Source organism: Aquirufa sp., assembly GCF_044377215.1.
Taxonomy (GTDB): Bacteria; Bacteroidota; Bacteroidia; order Cytophagales; family Spirosomataceae; genus Aquirufa.
The window spans coordinates 1-21,102 of sequence record NZ_JBILJM010000018.1 but is presented as its reverse complement, the minus strand read 5'-3'; the positions used below and the strand labels follow the sequence as shown (position 1 = coordinate 21,102).

Sequence of the window (21,102 nt, the reverse complement as noted above, 5' to 3'; positions counted from 1 at the left end):
TCATTTAGATGCATCTTTTTTTTACCCCAAAAATGGCCTTTAGAAGATCTGCTATCTTATCAATTGTAAGCATCTATTTGCTTATCCTAGCTGGCGGAATCGTTCGCAGCACAGGATCTGGAATGGGGTGCCCAGATTGGCCTAAATGTTTTGGTCGATTTATCCCTCCCACAAAAGCCGAAGAATTGCCATTGCATTATGAAGTTATCTACAAGGAGAAGCTGCATGGAGAAGTCGAATTCAATGCCACTAAAACTTGGATTGAGTACATCAATAGACTACTAGGTGCGTTAACAGGCTTAATCATATTAATTACGACTATACTGGGTTATAAAGAGGGCAAAAAGGTGTTTTTACCCACTTTAATGGCCCTTATACTCGTGTTAGTTAATGCCGTTCTTGGTAAATATGTAGTCGACTCCTTTCTGTTGCCAGGCGTTGTAACGGCGCACATGTTATTATCTATTGGGGTCATCTATTTTTTAGTGAGAGCCCTAAACAATCAATCTAGCGCTGAAGTTATATTGTTAGAAAATCGGCAATGGATTGCAATTAATCTACTTATTGTTTTGGTCCAAATAGTGCTAGGGACTCAGGTCCGCGAAAATATGGATCATGTAATCAGAGAAGTGGGAGAACAGGCAAAAGACCAATGGATTGTAAACCTTGATCTTGCGTATATCATTCATCGTACTTTTTCGTGGGTATTGTTAGTTAGCCATCTACTACTTTGGAAAAAATTAGCAACTTATCCTTTGCAAACTTACCGAAATGGTATGCTTGTTTTAATTGGAATTTCATTTACAACAGGTATTTTAATGGCCTACTTCGCGTTACCGCTGGGAAGCCAAGCGATACATTTATTGATTTCATTGGTATTAGTGGGCTGGCACATCAGCTCATGGATACAAACCAAAAACGCCTAAATGCCAAACTTGAAACCCTATATCGCGCTATTAAAGTCAAGACTATCTATAACGGTAGCCTTCTCCGGCACGTTTGGATATTTATTGGCTCCAATTGAACACAAACCTTTAGGAATAATTTTGATCTCATTAGCAGGATTCGTTTTAACCGGTGCCGCTAATATTGTAAATCAACTCAAAGAAATTGAATTCGATAAATTAATGAAGCGTACGGCTAAGCGCCCACTGCCTACCCAAACCTTAACACCGGCTCAAGCCCGAAATTTTGGTTATGTTTTGGCCGTTATTGCCTTAAGTTTATTAAGTTATTTTACGTGGAAAGCGGCCATAATCGGCTTGCTCTCCTATGTTTTATATGGCTATGTTTATACCCCCTTGAAGCGCGTGGGGCCCATATCTGTATTTGTGGGTGCGTTCCCAGGAGCCTTCCCCCCCATGATTGGTTGGGTTGCCGCAACAGGCCATTTTGGTTGGGAACCAGGAATTCTTTTTGCCATTCAATTTTTCTGGCAATTCCCGCATTTCTGGGCGATTGCCTGGGTAGCCGATGCGGATTACCGCAAAGCTGGATTTAAGATGTTACCAAATGATGGGAAGAAAGACATTAAAACGGCTTTCACCATTATGATTTATACACTCTTTTTAGTGCCTTTGGGATTTGTGCCCTATTTATTGCACATTACTGGAATTCAATCGGCTATCATTACCGTTGTCGCTGGAATTCTTTTTTTATGCCAAACTTTCTATCTCATGATGCGACCGACCGATAAAGCTGCGAAATGGATGATGTTTGGTTCTTTTTTCTATTTAATTATCATACAAATTGCCTTATTATTTGATAAAGTTTAAATCATGAAAGCACAACAAAATGTTATCGAACCTTCGGAAACACGCTCGATCAACCCAAAAGTTTTTACGATGTGGCTATTTATTGTCTCCATCGTTATGTTATTCGCCGCCTTCACTTCAGCCTACTTAGTTAGAAAAGCAGAAGGGAACTGGGTAGAGTTTCAAATGCCAAGTTTATTTAGCTATAGCACTGGCGTTTTAATTTTGAGTAGTCTTTCCATGCATTACTCATTAATAGCAGCAAAAAAAGACCAATTTAATGCACTTCGAATAAGTATTTCTATTACTTTTGTGCTCGGATTACTCTTTTTAGTAATGCAATTTTTCGGTTGGATCCAATTAGTGGAAATGAACGTTTATTTTGTAGGTAATCCGTCTGGTTCTTTTGTGTATGTTTTATCAGGTTTACATGGTTTACATCTAGTTTCAGGACTAGTGGTTCTCATTTTTGCACTTGTTGCGGCTTTCAAATTGAGAATTAACGCGAAACAATTGACCCAAATTAAAATTTGTGCCACATACTGGCACTTTTTAGACGCCTTATGGCTTTATTTATTTATATTTTTATTGATTAACAATTAAGCTTATACCTATGTCAGTAGCACACGCTGCCCCAGCGGTTCCAGAAAATTTAGCATGGCAAGGAGGTTCTGAACCTCTAAAAGCTAGTTATGGAAAATTGATGATGTGGTTTTTCCTATTATCGGATACCTTCACATTTTCAGCCCTTTTGATTACGTACGGAATGATTCGTTTTAGCCAACCAGCTTGGGAGGGAACACCGGATACATTTTATTTCTCTACGGCTCATTGGCCTATTCCTGAAAAGGTATTTGAGGCAGTTCCATTTTTACATGGCATATCATTGCCACTGGTTTTCGTCGGAATTATGACGTTTATTTTAATTGCTTCATCGGTAACGATGGTGCTTGCCGTAGAGGCAGGCCACCGGGGTGATCGTAAAGATGTAGAAAAATGGATGCTATGGACCATCATAGGCGGCTTTACATTTTTAGGCTCGCAAGCTTGGGAGTGGTCTCACTTTATTCATGGACCAGAAGATTTAACCCTCGCGGCTAAACAAGTAATTGATGGCGTTATTTCGCCAATTGAAGGTGCGAATTTAGTTCGCAATCCATATGGCCCACCTGCTTTTGCCGATCTGTTTTTCTTTATTACAGGATTCCATGGAACCCACGTATTTTCAGGTGTAATTTTGAATATTCTAATTTTCTTTAATGCCGCTACGGGAGTTTATGAGCGTAGAGGTCATTATGAAATGGTTGAGAAAGTAGGCCTTTACTGGCACTTTGTAGACCTTGTTTGGGTATTTGTGTTTACCTTCTTCTATTTAGTTTAATCTTAAATTTGATTACATATGGCTTCGCACGTAGCTCACGAAACCTCTGAAAAAGTAATTGCTCCTCCCAATACAGGTGCGATTTGGAAAACATTTTGGATCTTGTTGATCTTAACTGCAATTGAATTCGTTATTGCATTTACCATGCCCGCTAACACATTACGTGTAGCCATTTTCTGTGGCATGACGATTGTAAAAGCGTTCTACATCGTAGGTGAATTCATGCACTTAAAACATGAAGTCAAATCGCTTATTTGGGCGGTTTTAATTCCTGCCATTTTCGTCGTCTGGCTTTTGGTTGCCTTGATGTTCGAGGGCGGCAATATGTATTAATAGGGATATCCCTACCCTCAAAATGAATAAAAAGACAGGCATTTTATTAATGATATTAATAGTGCCTGTTCTTGTTTATATAAGTCTGAAGATTTTTGGCCAAAATCATTTTAGTCTTCCTCGATATATTCCTGCTATTGATTCTACTACAGGTGAAATTAAAATGGCCAAACGACTGAAACCACGTTGGAATGAATCCGAGTTGGATACCGTTTTTCAGACAATCCCTTCCTTCTCTTTAATAGACGAACGTGGAGATGCCTTCACTTCTGAAAAACTAAAGGGCAAAATTTATGTGGCTAATTTCTTTTTTACGCGTTGCGGGACTATTTGCCCGAAAATAACGTCTCAGATGAGTCGAGTTACAGACGCCTTTATCCAAGACAAAGACATACATTTTATCTCTCTTTCGGTAGATCCGAAATACGATAATCCTGAGAAACTAGCAAGCTATGCTAAAAAGTTCGATGCAGACACTGCTCGTTGGACTTTCTTAACGGGAGATAAAAAAAATATTTACCCATTAATCTTGAAGGGATTTCATGTGCCTTTGGCAGATGCTTCCGAATATGATGCGGCCATTAAAAATCCAGATGAAACATTTATTCATTCAGAACGTTTAGTATTAGTTGACAAGTCGGGTGTCATCCGTGGATTTTATGACGGGACAGACAAAAAAGAAGTTGACCGACTAATTGTAGAAATAAAGGTCTTGAAAACTATATATTCAACAGAAAATTAATATGCCTACGATTTCCCAAAATCCACAAAACGATAAATTAATTAACATCGTTTCAATCGTAATTCCGTTGGCCGTTGCGGCACTTATCGGCATTCAAATAAAATTACCTTTAGGTGATTGGACCAAAGTGTTACCGCATGTGATTGGTTTTTTGAACACTACTACGGCTATCTGCTTAATTTACGGTTTCATCGCAATTAAGTCCAAGAATATTAAGGGGCATGAAACTGCTATGAAGTTGGCCTTTGCGCAAGGTGGATTATTTTTAGTCCTATACATCTTATACCATATTTCGAATCCTTCTACGCCATATGGAGGTACAGGCTGGACAAGACCTGTGTATTATTTCTTTCTAATATCACATATTGTTTTATCGATTGGGGTAGTTCGTTTGGTCTTGTATGCCATTTATCAAGCTTTAACAAATCAGATAGAAGCGCATAAAAAAACGGTCAAATGGGCCTTCCCTATTTGGCTCTATGTTTCTCTAACGGGTGTGATTGTTTACCTTATGATTTCTCCTTTTTATGTATAAGCAAATAGCCTTATTTTTAATCGCGTTTTTGTTATTCCAAATGGACGGAGTTGCGCAGTGCGCGATGTGTAGGACGACTGTGGAAAGTACAATTTCCAATGGGCGATCTAATATCGCCACGGGTTTAAATACCGGTATCTTATATTTATTGACCGCTCCTTATTTGTTAGTTGGTGCAATTGCTTGGATGTGGTTTCGTCAAAGCAAAAAAGAGCAGCAAGCGCGTATTTCGAAATGGCAATTGCGCCAAAAGGTATCTCAACTATTAGGCAAACAAGCTTAGTCCCAGATAGGATATTGAGTTAACTTAATCGCTTCCCCAAAAAATTGTTTAGTTGATTGCTCAAATGATTCAGTGTAGTCGGAGACGTAAAATTGCCGACTACCCGTTACGCCTGTCGACAAAAGGTCTTTTTCAACCAATAACTCTTTGATTGCTTCAGCTACAATAATCGAGGTGTCTATTACTTCTACGCTCCCTTGGTAATAATCTTCAATTTGTTTTTTGATTAATGGGTAGTGTGTGCACCCAAGAATCAATCCTTCAATGCCTGTTAATGTTGGGTTCGCTAAGTATTCCTGAATAATTTGCTCTGAAATGCGGTTATTGAAAAAACCTTCTTCAATCATGGGGGCTAAAAGTGGCGTAGCTAAGGATTGTATTTGAATATTTTTGTCAAGCTCCGCTGCCTTGCGGGCGTAAATTCCAGAGTTCACGGTTTGTTTGGTCCCGATAAGTCCCAGTTTTTTGTTTGACCAATCCTGATCGAGGTATTCAATGACTGGGTCGATGACATTCACAACAATGGCCTTCGTTCCCACATAGGCCTTCACTAAATCATAGGCCGCTGCGGAGGCCGAATTGCAGGCAATTAAAATCAGTTTACAGTTTTTTTCTAGAAGTAAATTGCAGATTTTGACAGAATATGCCTGGATCGCCGTGGCTGATTTGTCACCATAAGGTAAGTGCGCCGTATCCCCAAAATAGATGATGGGTTCATTTGGCATGAGTTCGGTTATGGCATGAGCTAAGGTGAGTCCCCCAATTCCACTATCAAAAATTCCGATGGGTGCAGCGTTTGGCATAAGTCTAAAATAGAATGTAAATAACGGGAATTTGGTATTCTTTTCAAACCCACGCAACCATTTAGACATTTTTACCATCTTTGCGTTCGAATTGATTAACTCAGTACCGTTGACCGAAATTTTACCATCACAAACAAAAGAGATCGAATGGGTTCGATTATGCCAAAAGCAGGATCGAAAGGGCCAGTATGCTGTTTATCAGCATTATGCAGGGAAAATGATGGCTGTTTGTCGGCGTTATTTAGGCCAAAGCCCAGACGCCGAAGATGCATTGCAAGAAGGGTTTATGAAAGTGTTTACGAAGATTGATCAGTTTACGGAGGGAAAAAGTTTTGAAGGTTGGATCCGTCGCATTATGGTGAATGAGTCCCTCATGAAATTACGTAAAAATGGGTCGGTATATTTAAAAGATATTGATGAAACGTGGGATGTAGGTCAGCCGGCGGATGCCTTGATGCAATTGTCAACGCAGGAGATTGAGGGATTGATAGCTGATATGCCGGACGGATATCGAACTATTTTTAACTTATATGCCATTGAAGGGTACAGCCATCCAGAGATAAGTCAAATGTTACAAATATCTGAGGGTACCTCGAAATCACAATTATCACGCGCACGCGCATTACTTCAAACCAAAATGAAAAACGTAGTGGTATGAAAGACGAACATAAAAACACCTGGGAACAAATAGATGCACGATGGCGTGCACAACTGGGGGAAAAAGTAGAGCCGGCTCCCGAATTTAATTGGAAACAATTAGATGATGTCACCGCGCGTCCAGTTGTTCCACTTTGGCGTAAAGTTTCACTCAGTCCATGGAGTTGGGCTGCGGTGCTCGCGTTATCCATTGGATTAAACTGGCAGTCAGTAGAGACTGAGCCGACTGTATTGCCGGTGCTTGCTTCTGAAAAAAATGTGGTGATTGCTCCAACGGAACCACTGCTTGTCTCGCAAGTCGAAAAGCAAGGTATTCCCAACAGACATGTTGCTGTTGAAATTAAGCCTGATACGCCGCAACAAAATCCAGTGCCTGAAATTGAGGTGGCTAAATCTGTAGAATTACCTCAAGAAACTAAAAGCGAGGAAGAAGAAGCTGTATTTGTCCGGGTGGACATTGATCCGATTGAAGAAAAAAGCGTTACTCCTGTTACAGAAGTAACCGAAAAACCAATTAAACGTAAACGAAATCTAATTCGTCAGCTCATCCGCCAAGTAATTGTTGGCGAACCTGGTGGCTGGCGAGAAATAGCGAATTCAAATGATAAATTAAGTGACGGAATTCACCAAGTGGCAAATACCGTAATCCGAACAGAACAATCCGTAAAACAAACATTACAAATTCAATAAATATGAAACACCTATTACTACTGACATGCCTATTGGTTAGCCAAGGGCTTTGGGCAAAAAACACAAATGATAGCTTATTGCTTAAGATTGATAAGCGAGACCAAAAGATCATAGGAGCAAATAAAGATTCTAAAAAGACCTTGCGGGAAGAGCTTGAGGGGGTATTTGAGAAAAAGGGCTTGGTACTTACTGATAGTTTATGGCAACAAATTAGGACAGTCATCAAAACGGATTCAGAGGGCGATAGTAGCTTATCAATGCAAATCGGGAATAGCCGAGTGAAGATAGGGATCCTAAAGTCCGGTGTTAATTATAAATCTGACATTAGTATGAAATCGAAACCCGGAGGTGTCAGCATTGAATCCTCTAGTAAAGAAGAGGTACGTGTGGGATGGAATGGTATTCATGTAAAAGATGGGAATGAAGAAGTCCATGTGGACTGGAATGGGGTACGCGTTCGTGAACCGAATGGAGCTGAGACCAAAGTAATTTGGGGGAAAGATTCAACCAAAACACAGTCAAAGGATAAAAAAACGACTTTATATGAACGAAAAAGATTTAATATCTACATTGGACTTAATGGTCTAACGGGTAAAATGCCAGAAAATGTCATTGCCATTTTCCCAAGCCCTTATCTAAATTCTGATAAAGATCTTAAGCCATTAGGTTCCAGATTTGTAAGTCTGGATTTTACTTCGGCCGCAACAATCGCTCGTGGTAAGAAAAGTGCCATCAAGTTGGGATATGGTTTTGCATTTGATTGGTACAATTTCATGTTTGATCATAACCGGGTGGTCACCAAAACGACTTCGGCTACGAATTTCCAACCTATGTTTGATGCACAGCAAAATGTAATTCAATTGGATAAAAATAAATTAACAGCATCCTACATTACTTTACCAATTGTGCCACATGTGGTATTTAGTAAGCAATCGGCCATTAAAATGGTTGGATTAGGAGGCTATGTCAGTTACCGATTGGATAGCTGGACAAAGACCATTGAAAAAAACAATGAGAATTTAACCCGCATCGGATCAAATTTCAATTTGAATGATGTTCGTTATGGTGTAAAGGCAGAAGTGGCTTTACGTCATGTGGGAGAAATATTCTTTAATTACGATTTAACGCCTTTGTTTGAGAAAAATTATGGACCTCAATTAACGGCATTTAGCTTCGGATTTAAACTATAATTAAAATTTATCATATTTTTTTTGACGAGAGCTTTGCGGAAATCAAAAAAGGAGCTACTTTTGCGAACTATTTCAGTGAAACGTTCTACTGGAATGCAGAATTTTGGGGATATACCAGAGCGGCCAAATGGGGCAGACTGTAAATCTGCTGGTGAATGCCTACGGTGGTTCGAATCCATCTGTCCCCACATTCTTTTATGATTTAGGTTCTTTTTACAGGAGAATTTATCAGCGGGAGTAGCTCATTTGGTAGAGCGATAGCCTTCCAAGCTATAGGTGGCGGGTTCGAGCCCCGTCTCCCGCTCGAATGAAAATGTTGCTTAGGAGAATTCCCCCTGAGTGATATTTTTATTTTGTTAGACCAAAAGAGGTTTAATTTTGGCCGCAGGGTAATTGGCCTTTGTAGCTCAGTGGTAGAGCACTTCCTTGGTAAGGAAGAGGTCGGCAGTTCAATCCTGCTCAAAGGCTCTAACACACCTTACTTGAAAGAGTAATAATTGGAATTTGTAACATTTGAATTTTTTATAAACTAATTAAGAACTAAATAATCATGGCAAAAGAGAATTTTGACCGAAGTAAACCCCACGTTAACATTGGTACAATTGGCCACGTTGACCACGGTAAAACAACTTTAACAGCTGCTATCACTAAAGTTCTTTCTGAAAAAGGTCTTGCTGAGAAGAAAGATTTCTCTTCCATTGACTCTGCTCCAGAAGAAAAAGAGCGTGGTATCACGATTAACACAGCGCACGTAGAATATTCTACTGCTGCTCGTCACTACGCTCACGTTGACTGTCCAGGTCACGCGGATTACGTGAAGAACATGGTAACTGGTGCTGCACAAATGGACGGTGCTATCTTGGTAGTTGCTGCTACAGATGGTCCAATGCCACAAACGCGTGAGCACATCCTTTTGGCTCGCCAAGTAGGTGTACCTCAATTGGTCGTTTTCATGAACAAAGTGGACATGGTAGACGATCCAGAATTATTAGAATTAGTTGAAATGGAGATCCGTGAGCTTCTTTCATTCTACGAATTCGATGGTGATAACATTCCAGTAATCCAAGGATCTGCATTAGGTGGATTGAATGGAGATGCGAAATGGGTAGCTACAATCGATGCGTTGATGGATGCAGTTGATTCTTGGATTCCACTTCCAAAGCGTGATGTTGACAAGGCATTCTTGATGCCAGTTGAAGACGTATTCTCGATCACAGGTCGTGGTACTGTTGCAACAGGTAAAATCGAGACTGGTGTTATTAACTCAGGTGAAGCAGTTGATATCTTAGGTATGGGAGCTGAAAACTTGAAATCAGTCGTAACTGGTGTTGAGATGTTCCGTAAGATCTTAGATCGTGGTGAAGCTGGTGATAACGTAGGTTTATTGTTGCGTGGTATTGAGAAAACTGATATCCGTCGTGGTATGGTTATCTGTAAGCCAGGTTCAGTTAAGCCTCACACGAAGTTCAAGGCTGAGGTTTATATCTTGTCAAAAGAAGAAGGTGGACGTCACACTCCATTCTTTAATAAATACCGTCCACAATTCTACTTCCGTACGACAGACGTAACAGGTGAAATTACTTTACCTGCAGGAGTTGAAATGTGTATGCCTGGTGATAACTTAACAATTGATGTTACGTTATTGAACAAAGTAGCTATGGATAAAGGTTTACGTTTCGCGATTCGTGAAGGTGGCCGTACAGTAGGTGCTGGTCAGGTAACTGAAATCTTAGACTAATTTTTTATTAGTTTTTGTGAAAAGAGCGGTCAGTGGCCGCTCTTTTTTTTTGTATACTTGTGAACAGAAAAGCTAAGCCTTACGCAAGCTTTGGCAAACCTTAAAGGTTTGCCAAAGCTTGCGTAAGGCTTGAACGATTTTAATTTAACCTATATTGTCTCATGAAAAAATTACTACTCATTTTATCAGTTTGTTTATTTGCCTTTCAGTCTTACGGTCAGGAATATTATGAAATCAGAACGTATCATATGAAATTCAGGGGAAATGCAAATCTCTTAGAAAATTACTTAGCTAAATCATTTATCCCAGCAATGAATGCGTATGGTGTTTCAAAAATTGGCGTATTTAAAGATCTTGGCAAACCTGAACCGGCTATTATTGTCGTTACGATTCCATTTAAATCTTTGTTGGCCTACGCCGGATATAAAGAGGCATTGGAGAAAGATGCCAACTACCAAGCTTCGGCGCGCGCATATTTCGATCAAGTGGGGCCAGATAAACCATTGTATGAAAAAATATCTACTTTATTAGCAAAAGGATTTGCGGGACATCCTGTAATGAAGTTACCACAAACAAATTCCGGAAGAATTTATGAATGGCGGACCTATGAAGCCTATAATGAAGATGCGCTAAAGCGTAAAATTGCCATGTTTAACCAAGATGAACTTGCCATTTTTGATAAAGTAGGCCTTCATAATGTATTTTTTGGGGAAGTATTGGCTGGCGAAAACACACCTTGTTTGAGCTATATGGTCTCATTTGAAAACATGGCTGAGCGTGATGCCAATTGGGCTAAATTCGGAGCAGATCCGGATTGGAAACGCATTAGTAGTGACCCACGCTATGCAAATAGTCATTCGAAGACGGTGCGCAGATTTTTAGAGCCGACAAGCTATTCGCAGTGGTAAAAAATCAATAATACGTAACGAGGTTTGTTAGTTAGGTTTTTTTATCTAAATTTGCAATCCTTTCTACGGGCATAGTATAACGGTAGTATGCAGGTCTCCAAAACCTTTGGTCAGGGTTCGAATCCTTGTGCCCGTGCAATGAAAATTTAAATAACCGATAATCGGCAATATATGAGCAGTTTTACATCATTGATTAAAGAATCTTGGACGGAAGTGACTGAACAAGTCACTTGGCCAAAATTCACAGAACTTCAATCGAGTTCAGTATTGGTATTAGTTGCCTCTTTGATTTTTGCCTTGTTGGTAGGAGTCGTAGATTTGGCATTTAAATCTGGTTTGGATTTATTTTATACCTCATTTTAACAAATAGATTGATCCATGGCAGAGACTAAATGGTATGTGTTGAGAGCAATCTCAGGACAAGAAAAGAAGGTAAAGACCTATATTGAGAATGAATTAGCACGCCAAGGTGTGTCTGATTCAGTTCCTCAGATATTGATTCCCACCGAAAAAATCTATGAAATCCGTAAAGGGAAAAAAGTAATTCGCGAGAAGAACTTGTTTCCAGGATATATCATGGTGGAAGCAGACCTTGCTGGCGAGGTTAGTCACATTTTAACTTCAACACCAAGTGTAATAGGCTTCTTGCAAACAAGTAATGAAGAGATTGAAGAGACTAAGATTGAGGGGGGGAAGACAAAAAAGGTCAAGGTAATTATTAAAAAACCAATGCCAATTAACCAAGCAGAGGTTAATCGTATTTTAGGCAAAGTGGATGAATCAGCAGCGCTTGAAGAATACGCATCCATTAGTTTTATCAAAGGAGAAACTGTTCGCGTTATTGATGGCCCATTTGCGACATTTGAAGGTACGGTAGAAGAAATTCATGAGAATAGTAAGAAATTATCTGTTATGGTTAAAATCTTTGGGCGTAATACGCCTTTGGAATTAAATTACGCACAGGTAGAGAAGTAATTCTGCTTTACAAATTAATTAAAAGTCCTGAACTAAAATTCAGGACTTTTTTTGTCAACTAATTGCATTTTAAATTAATTTCCTTAATTTTGCAGTCCGTTTAAAAAGCGGCAATCTCTGTTTTGAAAATTTCAGGAGGAGATTGGGCTCAGATGTCTTGTTACACGGAAGAGTCACCCGGAGGAGAATCAGATAAGGAAGCTTCCACCCTTATTGGCAGATAAACCTCTAATTCACTAAATAAACGATGTTTTAACATGGCAAAAGAAATAGCTGGCTACGTAAAGCTTCAATGCAAAGGTGGCCAAGCCAATCCTTCACCACCCATCGGTCCTGCATTAGGTTCGAAAGGATTAAATATCATGGAGTTCTGTAAGCAATTCAATGCGAGAACTCAAGATAAAAACGGCGTAGTATTGCCGGTCCTAATTACTTATTTCGCGGACAAATCGTTTGAATTCGTTGTAAAAACACCTCCAGCGCCAATTTTGTTATTGGAAGCTGCAAAGGTAAAATCTGGTTCAGCTCAACCTAATTTGAAAAAAGTAGGTTCTGTAACTTGGGATCAAGTGCGCGTTATCGCGGAAACGAAGATGCCAGATTTAAACTGTTTTACAGTCGAAGCGGCAATGAGTATGATTGCTGGAACGGCCAGATCAATGGGTATTACTGTTTCTGGTGATAAACCGTTCTGATTTAATCGTCAGAAATAAACATTTTAATTAAAAGGTAATGGCAAAACTTACGAAGAAAATAAAGGAAGCCCTTTCTAAATACGATGCAACGCAAGCGTATTCGCTTGAAAAAGCTGCGGAGATTTTGAAAGAAATTTCTTATACTAAATTCGATGCCTCAGTGGATATTGATGTTCGCTTAGGAGTAGACCCCCGCAAAGCGGACCAAATGGTTCGTGGTGTGGTTGCCCTACCTCATGGAACTGGTAAAGACGTACGTGTACTCGTATTGTGTTCTCCAGATAAAGTAGAGGAAGCAAAAGCAGCCGGCGCAGATCACGTTGGATTGGATGATTACATTGCAAAAATCGAGAGCGGCTGGACCGATATCGACGTAATCATTACAATGCCTACCGTGATGGCGAAATTAGGCCGTTTGGGACGTGTGTTAGGACCTCGCGGTCTGATGCCTAATCCAAAGTCAGGTACTGTAACTTTGGAAGTAGGAAAAGCAGTTAACGAAGTAAAAGCAGGTAAAATCGACTTTAAAGTTGACAAAACCGGTATCATCCATACCTCAATCGGTAAGGTGTCTTTCGGAGCTGATAAAATTGTAGATAACGCTTTAGAAGTAATCAACACGTTGATTAAACTAAAGCCATCTTCTGCAAAAGGAACTTATGTAAAATCGATCAACTTATCTTCGACGATGTCTCCGGGCATTATCATCGATAAGGGAACTGTAGCCGGATTGTAATCATGACAAGAGAAGAAAAAAATCAGATTATTGATGAGTTGGGCGAAAAGTTCGCAACAACTCCGTACTTCTACATTGCAAGTACAGCCGGTTTAACTGTAGCTGAAGCGACAGAATTTCGTCGTATGTGTTTCGCGAAGGGTTTAGAATATAAAATCTTCAAAAATACATTAATTGCGAAAGCCTTAGCTAAGACAGGGACCGATTACACACCTTTCGACGCTGAAGTCTTGACAGGAATGTCTGGAATTATCTTCTCACCAGAAGATGCTAAAGTTCCAGCTAAATTGATCAAAGATTTCAAAAAAGCAGCAGGAAAGGGTAAAATTACATTCAAAGGAGCTTCAATCGAAGGCGGCTTGTATATTGGTGAAGACCAATTAGTAGCCTTAGAAAATATCAAATCGAAAAACGAGATGATTGGCGAAGTGATTGGTTTATTACAATCGCCTGCTAAAAATGTTATTTCAGCATTACTTAGCGGTGAGAAAAAATTAGCTGGTCTAGTGAAGACATTGTCTGAGCGTCCTGAATAATTTTAACACGTTTTACCGGAGCGTAGCTCCAACACATAATTAATTTGTAACAATTAAATTTTAAAAAAATGGCAGATTTAAAAGCATTCGCTGAGCAATTGGTGAATTTAACTGTAAAAGAAGTAAATGAATTAGCTACTATCCTTAAGGATGAGTACGGTATCGAACCAGCTGCTGCTGGTGCTGTTATGGTTGCAGGTCCTGCAGCTGGTGGCGCTGACGGTGGAGACGCTGCTGCTGAGAAAACATCTTTCGATGTAATCTTGAAAGCTGCTGGTCCTAACAAATTAGCAATCGTTAAATTAGTGAAAGACTTAACTGGTTTAGGTTTGAAAGAAGCTAAAGACGTAGTTGATGCTGCTCCAAAAGCAGTTAAAGAAGGCGTTTCTAAAGACGAAGCTGAAGGTTTGAAAAAATCTTTAGAAGAGGCTGGTGCTGAAGTTGAAGTTAAGTAATCAATTACTTGATTTATAAAAAAAAGGGAATGGCAACATTCCCTTTTTTTTGCTTTATTTGAACTCTAATTGCCCTTTTACCCATGCACGATTTAATTCAACTCCTCCCCGATGCCATCGCAAATCAAATTGCGGCCGGAGAAGTCGTGCAAAGACCCGCTTCTGTCGCCAAAGAACTCATGGAAAACTCCATCGACGCCGGAGCAACCCAAATCCAACTCATCATTAAGGATGCCGGAAAAGGTATCGTACAAGTCATCGATAACGGTTCAGGCATGTCAGAAACCGATGCACGCATGTGTTTCGAACGCCACGCTACATCCAAAATCAGAAAAGCAGAAGACCTATTCCGCATTAAAACCATGGGGTTCCGTGGCGAAGCCATGGCATCCATCGCTTCTGTTTCGCAAGTCGAACTTAAAACCCGACGCCCCAGCGACGAACTCGGCACCCACATCAAAATTGATGGTTCCGTCTTCAAAGCACAAGAAAACATTCAATCCCCAATAGGAACATCCATTGCCGTCAAAAACTTGTTTTACAACATTCCAGCACGACGCAATTTTCTAAAATCGAACCCCGTTGAAATCCGACATATATTAGACGAATTCCAACGAATCGCCCTAGCTCACCCCGAAGTTTCCTTTTCATTCTTCCAAAACGAACAAGAAACCTATGCACTGCCTGCCGAAAAACTAGGGAAACGGATTGTTGACCTTTTCGGTAAAAGCTACCGCGAACAACTTGCATCCTGCGAAGAAAATACCAATTATGTATCCATAAAAGGCTACGTAGGAAAACCCGAACATGCGAAAAAAACACGTGGAGAACAATTCTTCTTCGTAAACGATCGATTCATCAAGAATTCATATCTGAATCACGCCGTCATGAGCGCTTACGAACGCTTATTGCCGGATGGAGCTTTCCCCTTCTATGTGTTGTTTCTAAGTATCGATCCCCAGCACATTGACATCAATGTACACCCAACAAAAACGGAGATTAAATTCGACGACGAACGATCAATTTATGCAATCATTCAAGCAGCCGTTCGAAAAACACTATCAATCCACAACCTAATTCCCTCATTAGACTTCGAAAACAATGTGAATTTCAACAGCCCCATTCGAACTAATGGTCGAGGGCAAGAACCTCAATCTGCTTATACCGAATCCCATAAACCAAAAGAAGCGCACGATGCCTGGAAAAAACTATATGAAGGGCTTCAAAACAATATTGACGCCTTTGAACAACAAGCTCCAGCCAAACAAGCCAATTTATTTGCAAGTGGAATTAATTCATTCCATGACTCCACAACGATTCAAAGCAAAGCAAATGCTTGGGAACGCGGCGCTGAAATCAATAGTAAACTGCAATACATTCAAGTATTGAATAAGTATATTATTGTTAGCATGTCCAATGGCGCATTGGTCATCGACCAAAAACGTGCTTACCAACGGATTATGTACGATCAATTCATGGAGAATTTGAATAGAAAGAATGGCGCGTCCCAACAAGTCCTCTTCCCGCAGCTGATGACTATCAACCCTGCCGACCAGGTACTCTTGGCTGAAATAGGTGCAGAAATTAATGATTTGGGCTTTCGTTTAGAAACGAATGAGCAGGGACAAATGCATATAGTAGGTGTGCCAACCGAAATTGGAGATGAAGATGGGCAATCAATCCTTGAAGGCATTTTAGAACAAATTAAACATGCCGCTTCCGATTTAGATGTCAAACGATCAGAGAAGATCGCACAATCTATGGCCAATCGATCTGCCATTCGATTCCAACAACGTGCACTAAATCAAGAGGAAACGAGGTCGCTCATTGAACAGATATTCGCGAGCACAAATCCGAACTTCTCGCCTAATGGAGAAAGGATAAGTCAAATGATGCCAATGGCGTCTTTTGAAGGCTTATTTAGCTAACTCAACCGCACGATCACGCGCAGCGTAAATACCCTGTTGAAGGCCTTCCCCCACAAACTTTTCCTGAAATACACGTAATGCAGCTTCAGTGGTACCTCCTTTGGACGCCACCGCTTGAATCAGTTCATCTAACGTTTTATCACTAGTTTGCATCAAATGGTATGACCCTAACATCGTTTGCTTCACTAATAAAGAAGACATCGCCGGATCAAAACCCATGGCCACACCTGCATCAATCATCGATTTAATTAAATAGAAAAAATAAGCTGGTCCACTACCACTCAAGCCAGTAACGGCATCTAGCAATTTTTCATCCTCCAAAAACACCGCACGGCCAGTAGAATTAATTAAATTTTCAACTTTTCGAATATCCGCAAGGCCAACCTGCTCCGCCGCAGCAAAAGCGGTCATACCCATGCCTAAAAGCGCCGGCGTGTTCGGCATAGCACGAATCACCAAATCATGCGATAGGCTTGTCTGAATTTGAGCAATTGGAATTCCAGCCATAATCGATAATACTACTTGACTCTTCTTGATGTATGATTTCAAATCAAACGAAACAGCTGGATAATCTTGAGGCTTAACCGATAAAATAATCAAATCAGCCTGCGAAATCTTACTCGAAATTGTGTCAACCACAATACCCGATTTCTGCTCTTGCAACTGTACACCCCGCTCTTGGTTTTTCTCCACTAAGAGCAAATCTGCCTTTTGCACCAAATTGTATTGAATAAAGGAATTAGCAAATGCCATTCCCATATTTCCACAGCCAATGATCACTACTTTCATATTTATTTTCCGCTAAACAAATTTTCTAAATATTGATTCAGTGTCTCGCCACGAAGGCCTTTGGCAATAATCTTACCCTGTGGGTCCAATAAAAAGGTCATCGGAATAGATGAAACCTGATACGCCTGAGCTGCCACCGAATTCCAATATTGTAAATCTGAAACATGCTTCCAAGTTAGCTGATCTACTTCAATTGCCTTCAACCAAGCTTGTCGGTCCTTATCCAAACTCACCCCATAAATCTCAAAACCTTTATCCTTATACTTGGCGTATGTTTTGATAACATTGGGGTTTTCGCGCCGACAAGGTCCACACCAACTTGCCCAAAAATCAATCAATACATATTTTCCGCGCAAAGAAGATAATGGCAAAACAGTCCCTTCGGGGGTATTTAGAGCAATTTCTGGGGCCTCAGACCCCTCTGCCGCGCCCTTTAATCGATTCAAATTTTCAAGAAATGGCTTTACCTGTGGATGATTGGGGCGGGCTTGTGCAAAACGAGCACCAATTTCTTCTAACGTAGCTAATTCTGTTTCTGCAGGTAAAAAATTAGTCGCCCACAAGGCTACCAAATTTGTACCCATCTGAGGGATTAATGACTTGATTTGAGTGAATTGCTCTTGCTGTGCTTGTTCAAAAGCTGCTTGAATGCGTGCCTGACCTTTCGGATTTTTCTGAAATTCAGCATTCCAAACGGCCACGCGCTTCTGCAAATTTGATGACAATTCAAGAATTTGATTCATAAACTGAATGTTAGGCGTATTGCCTTGGACACTGAATGCCCCACTCTTTTCTGGCGTATTAATTCCTTCCGCTTGAACACTAATTTTCTCTCCCCCTTCCAAGATTAAAAGAACCTTTTGTGGATTAGCTATGTCAAAGAAATTAACCAAATAAAAGCCACCTTGATCCAACACTTTTCCTTTAAATACAACTTCTTTTTTAGCATTCGGAAGCATGGAGTCTATTTTTACAGCCTGTCCTCTTCCATTAATAAACTCTAGAAATATGCGTTTCGACGGTACCACTTGAGTTGCTTGAACACGTACTTCAAAATCTTGAGCAAACGCTGCCCATGGACCTACAAACAAGAGAAATAAAAGTATCTTTTTCATATTAGTTTTGATTTAGCGCTTCAGCAACCAACTGATTAACACGTTTCGGATCCGCAGTACCTTTCGATCGTTTCATGACTTCCCCAATAAACAGTGCGAGTAAGCCTTTCTTCCCTTGGCGATATTCGTTGACCTTTTCAGGATAAGCCGCTAAAGCCGCTTCAACAAAGGCGGGAAGCTCATCCGCATTTGATTGCACTATCCAACCTTGTTGTTCCACTATAGCACTTGGTGCCAATGCAGGTGATTGCAAGCACAACGGAAATAGTTGTTGGGCTGCCAAATTATGTGTTATGGTTCCCTTTTCAATTAGCTCAATTAATTCAGCAAATGTCGCTGGAGCCAACTCAAATTGCTCAATTGTTTTCCCAGAATCATTTAAGTGGGATTTAACGGGTCCCATAAGCCAGTTGGCTACCGATTTATATGCCTGGGTATGTTTAGTCGTTTCAACAAAATACAAAGCCATTTCACGCGTTTCGGCAAGGAAATGAGCATCGTAGGCTGATAGGTGGTAGGTATTAATCAATTGCATCTCTTGCTCCCAAGGCAATAGGGGCATGTTTGTTTTAATTTCAGCGATCCATTTTGCAGAAATTTCCAAAGGTGCCAAATCAGGCTCGGGAAAATAGCGATAGTCATTCATGGATTCTTTGACACGCATGCTGGCAGTTTTACCTGTATGTGCATCAAATGTCCGCGTTTCTTGCACCAACTTTTCCCCGGCGAGTAGCGCAGCTTCTTGTCGGCGACATTCATACTCAATCGCCCGTTGAATATTACGCAACGAATTCATATTTTTGATTTCGACCTTAGTTCCTAAGGTTTGTGTACCAATTGGGCGTAAAGAGATGTTGACATCTGCTCGCAAAGAACCCTCCTCCATATTTCCATCACAAATACCTAGATAGCGAACCAATTTTCGCACTTCTGAAATCATAGCAAAAGCTTCTTCGGCAGAATGAATTGCAGGCTCGGTAACCATTTCGATAAGCGGAGTGCCTGCTCGGTTATAATCAATGAAACTGAAAGGGTTATCACCTTCATGAAGTGATTTACCTGCATCCTCTTCTAAATGAATGTGATGAAAAGGTAAATGCTTTGGACCAGCAGCTAGATGTACTTGAATGGAACCACCCATACAGATGGGTGTTTTATCTTGAGTAATTTGGTATCCTTTTGGAAGATCAGGATAGAAATAATTTTTACGATCGAAGTTTTGCCAACTTGTTATTTCGCAGCCGAGGGCAATACCCATTTTTATTGCAAATTCCACAGCCTTTTTATTTAGGTGTGGAAGTGTTCCTGGGTGACCTAGGGTAATTGGTGAAATTAGGGTATTTGCTTCTTGTCCAAACAATACACGATCGCTAGCAAATATTTTAGAATTTGTTTGAAGCTGGGCATGAATTTCAAGCCCTATGACAGGTTCGTAAACAGTAGATTGATATGTACTCACTAAATAAAGATCTTAAACGATGCAAAACATCATAAAGATACAAAAACCTGCGTGTTATAAAGCGCTAGGATTTGATTTTACAGGTGCAGGCTGATTTGTGTTTGAAATTAATCCAATACGCATAAGCGACAGATACGCCTAATAATGTACCAAAAATCCACTCATCAGATTGTTGGCCTACAAAAATATCAATTATCTTAATAAACAATCCAATACCTAAAAAGACCAATGGCCAAACATTTCGATGCAAGAGATAGTCGGCAATAAGCAAATAGGCTGCCAACGCAAAACTACTTGCCACTAAGACCCACTCCACGACAGGACCGAAAGCGTAGGTCCCAATAAAATAGGGAGCAAAAAAAAGCACAAAAGGCATCGCCAAACAATGTATGGCACACGCAAAAGAAAGGAATAATCCTAACTTTTCGAGTGGCATAAACTGTTTGACGGGCTTTTGTTTAGACATCTTGCTAATTATTTAATAGTTACCGGAAATGTAACATCTACATCTGTAGATCCACCTTCTTCTTTACCAGTTTTAACGGCTTTACCATTGACAGGGGGCTGGTGTTTTAGAATTACATTGAACTTGCCAGTTCCAGCAGCAAATTGAGATTTAACTTCAGAACGCAAACCAATGGGCATTCCTTTTTTATCTAAATCTTTGATCTGGACACTCAATAAGCTTAGTGGATTAGATTTAAATACAAACAAATGTACATCTCCTTCTTCCTCAACCTCTTCAGAAATATCAAATGCAGGCTTCTTGGTTTCATCAAGTAATGAAACCTTCATTTCATATGTGGTATTTTTGTCTAACTCAATTGGATCTACCGAATCCATGACACCATCACCTTGTGTGTCTTTCCAAAAAAATGATTTAGTGGGAAGTGAAGAATTAGTTACTGGCTTGAATTCCAATTTGACGGTAGTAATTAATTCATTGTCGTCTTCTGGCTCAACTTCTTCCTTTGAACAGCTTGTAGAAATAGCTAATAAAGCCAAAAATGTAATAATGTGTTTCATGGGTAAATTTAGTTTAATTGTAAAGAATGATACAAGTTAAACATTTTACAAATATGCAACATTGTTGCAAATTAAACAAGTAGATAAACGGGCAAATTTAGAAGATGAAAAAAGAAGTAAGCCACTAGTCGCTAGTAATCAGTGTCCAGTCGTCAGTCCGAAGGGAATTAGTCCGAAGGGAACATGAACCTCTTACCTCTTAACTCATACTTCTTACCTCTTACATCAAACTTCTCCTCTGGACTAGCGACTAGTGACTGACGACTAGTGACTAGCGACTGTCCACTGACCACTGACTACTTTTTTGACATAAAAAAACCCACACTTTCGGTGCAGGTCTTTCTTAAATAACTTGGAGCTTACTTACTTTCCCG

General features: G+C 40.1%; 26 protein-coding genes and 4 tRNA genes. 24 read left to right on the top strand and 6 right to left on the bottom strand.

Going from position 1 to position 21,102, the window contains the following annotated elements:
- Positions 1–32: 32 nt before the first annotated feature.
- From ACIQ6T_RS07110 to ACIQ6T_RS07075, 8 genes are read left to right on the top strand one after another with little or no spacing between them, the layout of a single operon-like run.
- Positions 33–926 (top strand): heme A synthase, encoded by an 894-nt coding sequence (locus ACIQ6T_RS07110; RefSeq protein ID WP_395785210.1) that lies wholly within the window; start codon positions 33–35, stop codon positions 924–926.
- Entirely contained in the window at positions 927–1,775 is an 849-nt protein-coding gene (cyoE, locus tag ACIQ6T_RS07105; RefSeq protein ID WP_395785209.1) for a heme o synthase, read from the top strand.
- Positions 1,776–1,778: 3 nt separating this feature from the next.
- Positions 1,779–2,357 carry a heme-copper oxidase subunit III gene (locus ACIQ6T_RS07100; protein ID WP_395785208.1) on the top strand — a complete coding sequence of 193 codons (579 nt, stop codon included), beginning with the start codon at positions 1,779–1,781 and terminating at the stop codon, positions 2,355–2,357.
- A gap of 10 nt (positions 2,358–2,367) precedes the next feature.
- Positions 2,368–3,135 carry a cytochrome c oxidase subunit 3 gene (locus ACIQ6T_RS07095; RefSeq protein WP_395785207.1) on the top strand — a complete coding sequence of 256 codons (768 nt, stop codon included), beginning with the start codon at positions 2,368–2,370 and terminating at the stop codon, positions 3,133–3,135.
- An 18-nt stretch (positions 3,136–3,153) separates the two neighbouring features.
- A complete protein-coding gene (locus ACIQ6T_RS07090; RefSeq protein WP_395785206.1) occupies positions 3,154–3,468 on the top strand; it encodes a cytochrome C oxidase subunit IV family protein in 315 nt (104 codons plus the stop codon).
- A 22-nt stretch (positions 3,469–3,490) separates the two neighbouring features.
- A complete protein-coding gene (locus ACIQ6T_RS07085) occupies positions 3,491–4,210 on the top strand; it encodes an SCO family protein (RefSeq protein ID WP_395785205.1) in 720 nt (239 codons plus the stop codon).
- Between the two features lies 1 nt (position 4,211).
- Complete coding sequence (locus ACIQ6T_RS07080; protein ID WP_395785204.1) at positions 4,212–4,745, top strand: DUF420 domain-containing protein; 534 nt, start codon at positions 4,212–4,214, stop codon at positions 4,743–4,745.
- On the top strand, positions 4,738–5,028 hold the full coding sequence (locus tag ACIQ6T_RS07075; protein WP_395785203.1) for a hypothetical protein: 291 nt from the start codon (positions 4,738–4,740) through the stop codon (positions 5,026–5,028). The genes ACIQ6T_RS07080 and ACIQ6T_RS07075 overlap by 8 nt, the downstream gene beginning before the upstream one ends.
- On the opposite strand, the gene murI is transcribed toward ACIQ6T_RS07075, so the two are convergent.
- Positions 5,025–5,831 (bottom strand): glutamate racemase, encoded by an 807-nt coding sequence (gene murI / locus ACIQ6T_RS07070; protein ID WP_395785240.1) that lies wholly within the window; start codon positions 5,829–5,831, stop codon positions 5,025–5,027. The genes ACIQ6T_RS07075 and murI overlap by 4 nt on opposite strands.
- A gap of 109 nt (positions 5,832–5,940) precedes the next feature.
- On the opposite strand from murI, the gene ACIQ6T_RS07065 reads away from it, so the two are divergent.
- From ACIQ6T_RS07065 to mutL, 16 genes are all read left to right on the top strand, one after another.
- Positions 5,941–6,489, top strand: coding sequence for an RNA polymerase sigma factor (locus tag ACIQ6T_RS07065; RefSeq protein ID WP_395785202.1), 549 nt, complete (start codon positions 5,941–5,943; stop codon positions 6,487–6,489).
- On the top strand, positions 6,486–7,178 hold the full coding sequence (locus ACIQ6T_RS07060; protein WP_395785201.1) for a hypothetical protein: 693 nt from the start codon (positions 6,486–6,488) through the stop codon (positions 7,176–7,178). The genes ACIQ6T_RS07065 and ACIQ6T_RS07060 overlap by 4 nt, the downstream gene beginning before the upstream one ends.
- Before the next feature lie 2 nt (positions 7,179–7,180).
- On the top strand, positions 7,181–8,368 hold the full coding sequence (locus ACIQ6T_RS07055) for a hypothetical protein (protein ID WP_395785200.1): 1,188 nt from the start codon (positions 7,181–7,183) through the stop codon (positions 8,366–8,368).
- A gap of 105 nt (positions 8,369–8,473) precedes the next feature.
- Positions 8,474–8,556: transfer RNA gene (locus ACIQ6T_RS07050), tRNA-Tyr, on the top strand.
- Between the two features lie 43 nt (positions 8,557–8,599).
- Positions 8,600–8,672, top strand: a tRNA-Gly gene (locus ACIQ6T_RS07045).
- Between the two features lie 92 nt (positions 8,673–8,764).
- Positions 8,765–8,836, top strand: a tRNA-Thr gene (locus ACIQ6T_RS07040).
- 82 nt (positions 8,837–8,918) lie between these two features.
- Positions 8,919–10,106 carry an elongation factor Tu gene (gene tuf, locus ACIQ6T_RS07035; protein ID WP_395785199.1) on the top strand — a complete coding sequence of 396 codons (1,188 nt, stop codon included), beginning with the start codon at positions 8,919–8,921 and terminating at the stop codon, positions 10,104–10,106.
- A 161-nt stretch (positions 10,107–10,267) separates the two neighbouring features.
- Complete coding sequence (locus tag ACIQ6T_RS07030) at positions 10,268–11,014, top strand: NIPSNAP family protein (RefSeq protein ID WP_395785198.1); 747 nt, start codon at positions 10,268–10,270, stop codon at positions 11,012–11,014.
- Positions 11,015–11,079: 65 nt separating this feature from the next.
- A tRNA-Trp gene (locus ACIQ6T_RS07025) sits at positions 11,080–11,150 on the top strand.
- Between the two features lie 35 nt (positions 11,151–11,185).
- Complete coding sequence (gene secE, locus ACIQ6T_RS07020) at positions 11,186–11,377, top strand: preprotein translocase subunit SecE (RefSeq protein ID WP_395785197.1); 192 nt, start codon at positions 11,186–11,188, stop codon at positions 11,375–11,377.
- Between the two features lie 15 nt (positions 11,378–11,392).
- Positions 11,393–11,989 carry a transcription termination/antitermination protein NusG gene (gene nusG / locus ACIQ6T_RS07015; RefSeq protein ID WP_395785196.1) on the top strand — a complete coding sequence of 199 codons (597 nt, stop codon included), beginning with the start codon at positions 11,393–11,395 and terminating at the stop codon, positions 11,987–11,989.
- A gap of 257 nt (positions 11,990–12,246) precedes the next feature.
- A complete protein-coding gene (rplK, locus tag ACIQ6T_RS07010; protein WP_377983849.1) occupies positions 12,247–12,684 on the top strand; it encodes a 50S ribosomal protein L11 in 438 nt (145 codons plus the stop codon).
- Positions 12,685–12,721: 37 nt separating this feature from the next.
- Entirely contained in the window at positions 12,722–13,420 is a 699-nt protein-coding gene (rplA, locus tag ACIQ6T_RS07005; protein WP_377983850.1) for a 50S ribosomal protein L1, read from the top strand.
- Positions 13,421–13,422: 2 nt separating this feature from the next.
- On the top strand, positions 13,423–13,956 hold the full coding sequence (rplJ, locus tag ACIQ6T_RS07000; protein WP_395785195.1) for a 50S ribosomal protein L10: 534 nt from the start codon (positions 13,423–13,425) through the stop codon (positions 13,954–13,956).
- A 68-nt stretch (positions 13,957–14,024) separates the two neighbouring features.
- The gene (gene rplL, locus ACIQ6T_RS06995) at positions 14,025–14,411 is read left to right on the top strand and encodes a 50S ribosomal protein L7/L12 (protein WP_377983852.1); all 387 of its coding nucleotides are present in this window, start codon (positions 14,025–14,027) and stop codon (positions 14,409–14,411) included.
- Between the two features lie 83 nt (positions 14,412–14,494).
- A complete protein-coding gene (gene mutL, locus ACIQ6T_RS06990) occupies positions 14,495–16,339 on the top strand; it encodes a DNA mismatch repair endonuclease MutL (RefSeq protein ID WP_395785194.1) in 1,845 nt (614 codons plus the stop codon).
- Here the strand turns inward: mutL and proC are convergent.
- The 5 genes from proC to ACIQ6T_RS06965 form a co-directional block, all read right to left on the bottom strand.
- Complete coding sequence (gene proC / locus ACIQ6T_RS06985; protein ID WP_395785193.1) at positions 16,328–17,128, bottom strand: pyrroline-5-carboxylate reductase; 801 nt, start codon at positions 17,126–17,128, stop codon at positions 16,328–16,330. The two genes, mutL and proC, sit on opposite strands and share 12 nt — an antisense overlap.
- A gap of 2 nt (positions 17,129–17,130) precedes the next feature.
- Complete coding sequence (locus ACIQ6T_RS06980; RefSeq protein WP_395785192.1) at positions 17,131–18,243, bottom strand: TlpA family protein disulfide reductase; 1,113 nt, start codon at positions 18,241–18,243, stop codon at positions 17,131–17,133.
- Between the two features lies 1 nt (position 18,244).
- Positions 18,245–19,702 carry an Asp-tRNA(Asn)/Glu-tRNA(Gln) amidotransferase subunit GatB gene (gene gatB, locus ACIQ6T_RS06975; RefSeq protein ID WP_395785191.1) on the bottom strand — a complete coding sequence of 486 codons (1,458 nt, stop codon included), beginning with the start codon at positions 19,700–19,702 and terminating at the stop codon, positions 18,245–18,247.
- A 64-nt stretch (positions 19,703–19,766) separates the two neighbouring features.
- Positions 19,767–20,168 (bottom strand): MerC domain-containing protein, encoded by a 402-nt coding sequence (locus ACIQ6T_RS06970; RefSeq protein WP_395785190.1) that lies wholly within the window; start codon positions 20,166–20,168, stop codon positions 19,767–19,769.
- 8 nt (positions 20,169–20,176) lie between these two features.
- Entirely contained in the window at positions 20,177–20,728 is a 552-nt protein-coding gene (locus ACIQ6T_RS06965) for a hypothetical protein (RefSeq protein ID WP_395785189.1), read from the bottom strand.
- Between the last annotated feature and the right edge of the window lie 374 nt (positions 20,729–21,102).

Bases quoted from the DNA above. Each gene is read 5' to 3' on its own strand.
- ACIQ6T_RS07110 (WP_395785210.1), top strand. From the start codon at position 33: ATGGCCTTTAGAAGATCTGCTATCTTATCAATTGTAAGCATCTATTTG.
- cyoE (WP_395785209.1), top strand. From the start codon at position 927: ATGCCAAACTTGAAACCCTATATCGCGCTATTAAAGTCAAGACTATCT.
- ACIQ6T_RS07100 (WP_395785208.1), top strand. From the start codon at position 1,779: ATGAAAGCACAACAAAATGTTATCGAACCTTCGGAAACACGCTCGATC.
- ACIQ6T_RS07095 (WP_395785207.1), top strand. From the start codon at position 2,368: ATGTCAGTAGCACACGCTGCCCCAGCGGTTCCAGAAAATTTAGCATGG.
- ACIQ6T_RS07090 (WP_395785206.1), top strand. From the start codon at position 3,154: ATGGCTTCGCACGTAGCTCACGAAACCTCTGAAAAAGTAATTGCTCCT.
- ACIQ6T_RS07085 (WP_395785205.1), top strand. From the start codon at position 3,491: ATGAATAAAAAGACAGGCATTTTATTAATGATATTAATAGTGCCTGTT.
- ACIQ6T_RS07080 (WP_395785204.1), top strand. From the start codon at position 4,212: ATGCCTACGATTTCCCAAAATCCACAAAACGATAAATTAATTAACATC.
- ACIQ6T_RS07075 (WP_395785203.1), top strand. From the start codon at position 4,738: ATGTATAAGCAAATAGCCTTATTTTTAATCGCGTTTTTGTTATTCCAA.
- murI (WP_395785240.1), bottom strand. From the start codon at position 5,831: ATGCCAAACGCTGCACCCATCGGAATTTTTGATAGTGGAATTGGGGGA.
- ACIQ6T_RS07060 (WP_395785201.1), top strand. From the start codon at position 6,486: ATGAAAGACGAACATAAAAACACCTGGGAACAAATAGATGCACGATGG.
- ACIQ6T_RS07055 (WP_395785200.1), top strand. From the start codon at position 7,181: ATGAAACACCTATTACTACTGACATGCCTATTGGTTAGCCAAGGGCTT.
- tuf (WP_395785199.1), top strand. From the start codon at position 8,919: ATGGCAAAAGAGAATTTTGACCGAAGTAAACCCCACGTTAACATTGGT.
- ACIQ6T_RS07030 (WP_395785198.1), top strand. From the start codon at position 10,268: ATGAAAAAATTACTACTCATTTTATCAGTTTGTTTATTTGCCTTTCAG.
- secE (WP_395785197.1), top strand. From the start codon at position 11,186: ATGAGCAGTTTTACATCATTGATTAAAGAATCTTGGACGGAAGTGACT.
- nusG (WP_395785196.1), top strand. From the start codon at position 11,393: ATGGCAGAGACTAAATGGTATGTGTTGAGAGCAATCTCAGGACAAGAA.
- rplK (WP_377983849.1), top strand. From the start codon at position 12,247: ATGGCAAAAGAAATAGCTGGCTACGTAAAGCTTCAATGCAAAGGTGGC.
- rplA (WP_377983850.1), top strand. From the start codon at position 12,722: ATGGCAAAACTTACGAAGAAAATAAAGGAAGCCCTTTCTAAATACGAT.
- rplJ (WP_395785195.1), top strand. From the start codon at position 13,423: ATGACAAGAGAAGAAAAAAATCAGATTATTGATGAGTTGGGCGAAAAG.
- rplL (WP_377983852.1), top strand. From the start codon at position 14,025: ATGGCAGATTTAAAAGCATTCGCTGAGCAATTGGTGAATTTAACTGTA.
- mutL (WP_395785194.1), top strand. From the start codon at position 14,495: ATGCACGATTTAATTCAACTCCTCCCCGATGCCATCGCAAATCAAATT.
- proC (WP_395785193.1), bottom strand. From the start codon at position 17,128: ATGAAAGTAGTGATCATTGGCTGTGGAAATATGGGAATGGCATTTGCT.
- ACIQ6T_RS06980 (WP_395785192.1), bottom strand. From the start codon at position 18,243: ATGAAAAAGATACTTTTATTTCTCTTGTTTGTAGGTCCATGGGCAGCG.
- ACIQ6T_RS06970 (WP_395785190.1), bottom strand. From the start codon at position 20,168: ATGTCTAAACAAAAGCCCGTCAAACAGTTTATGCCACTCGAAAAGTTA.
- ACIQ6T_RS06965 (WP_395785189.1), bottom strand. From the start codon at position 20,728: ATGAAACACATTATTACATTTTTGGCTTTATTAGCTATTTCTACAAGC.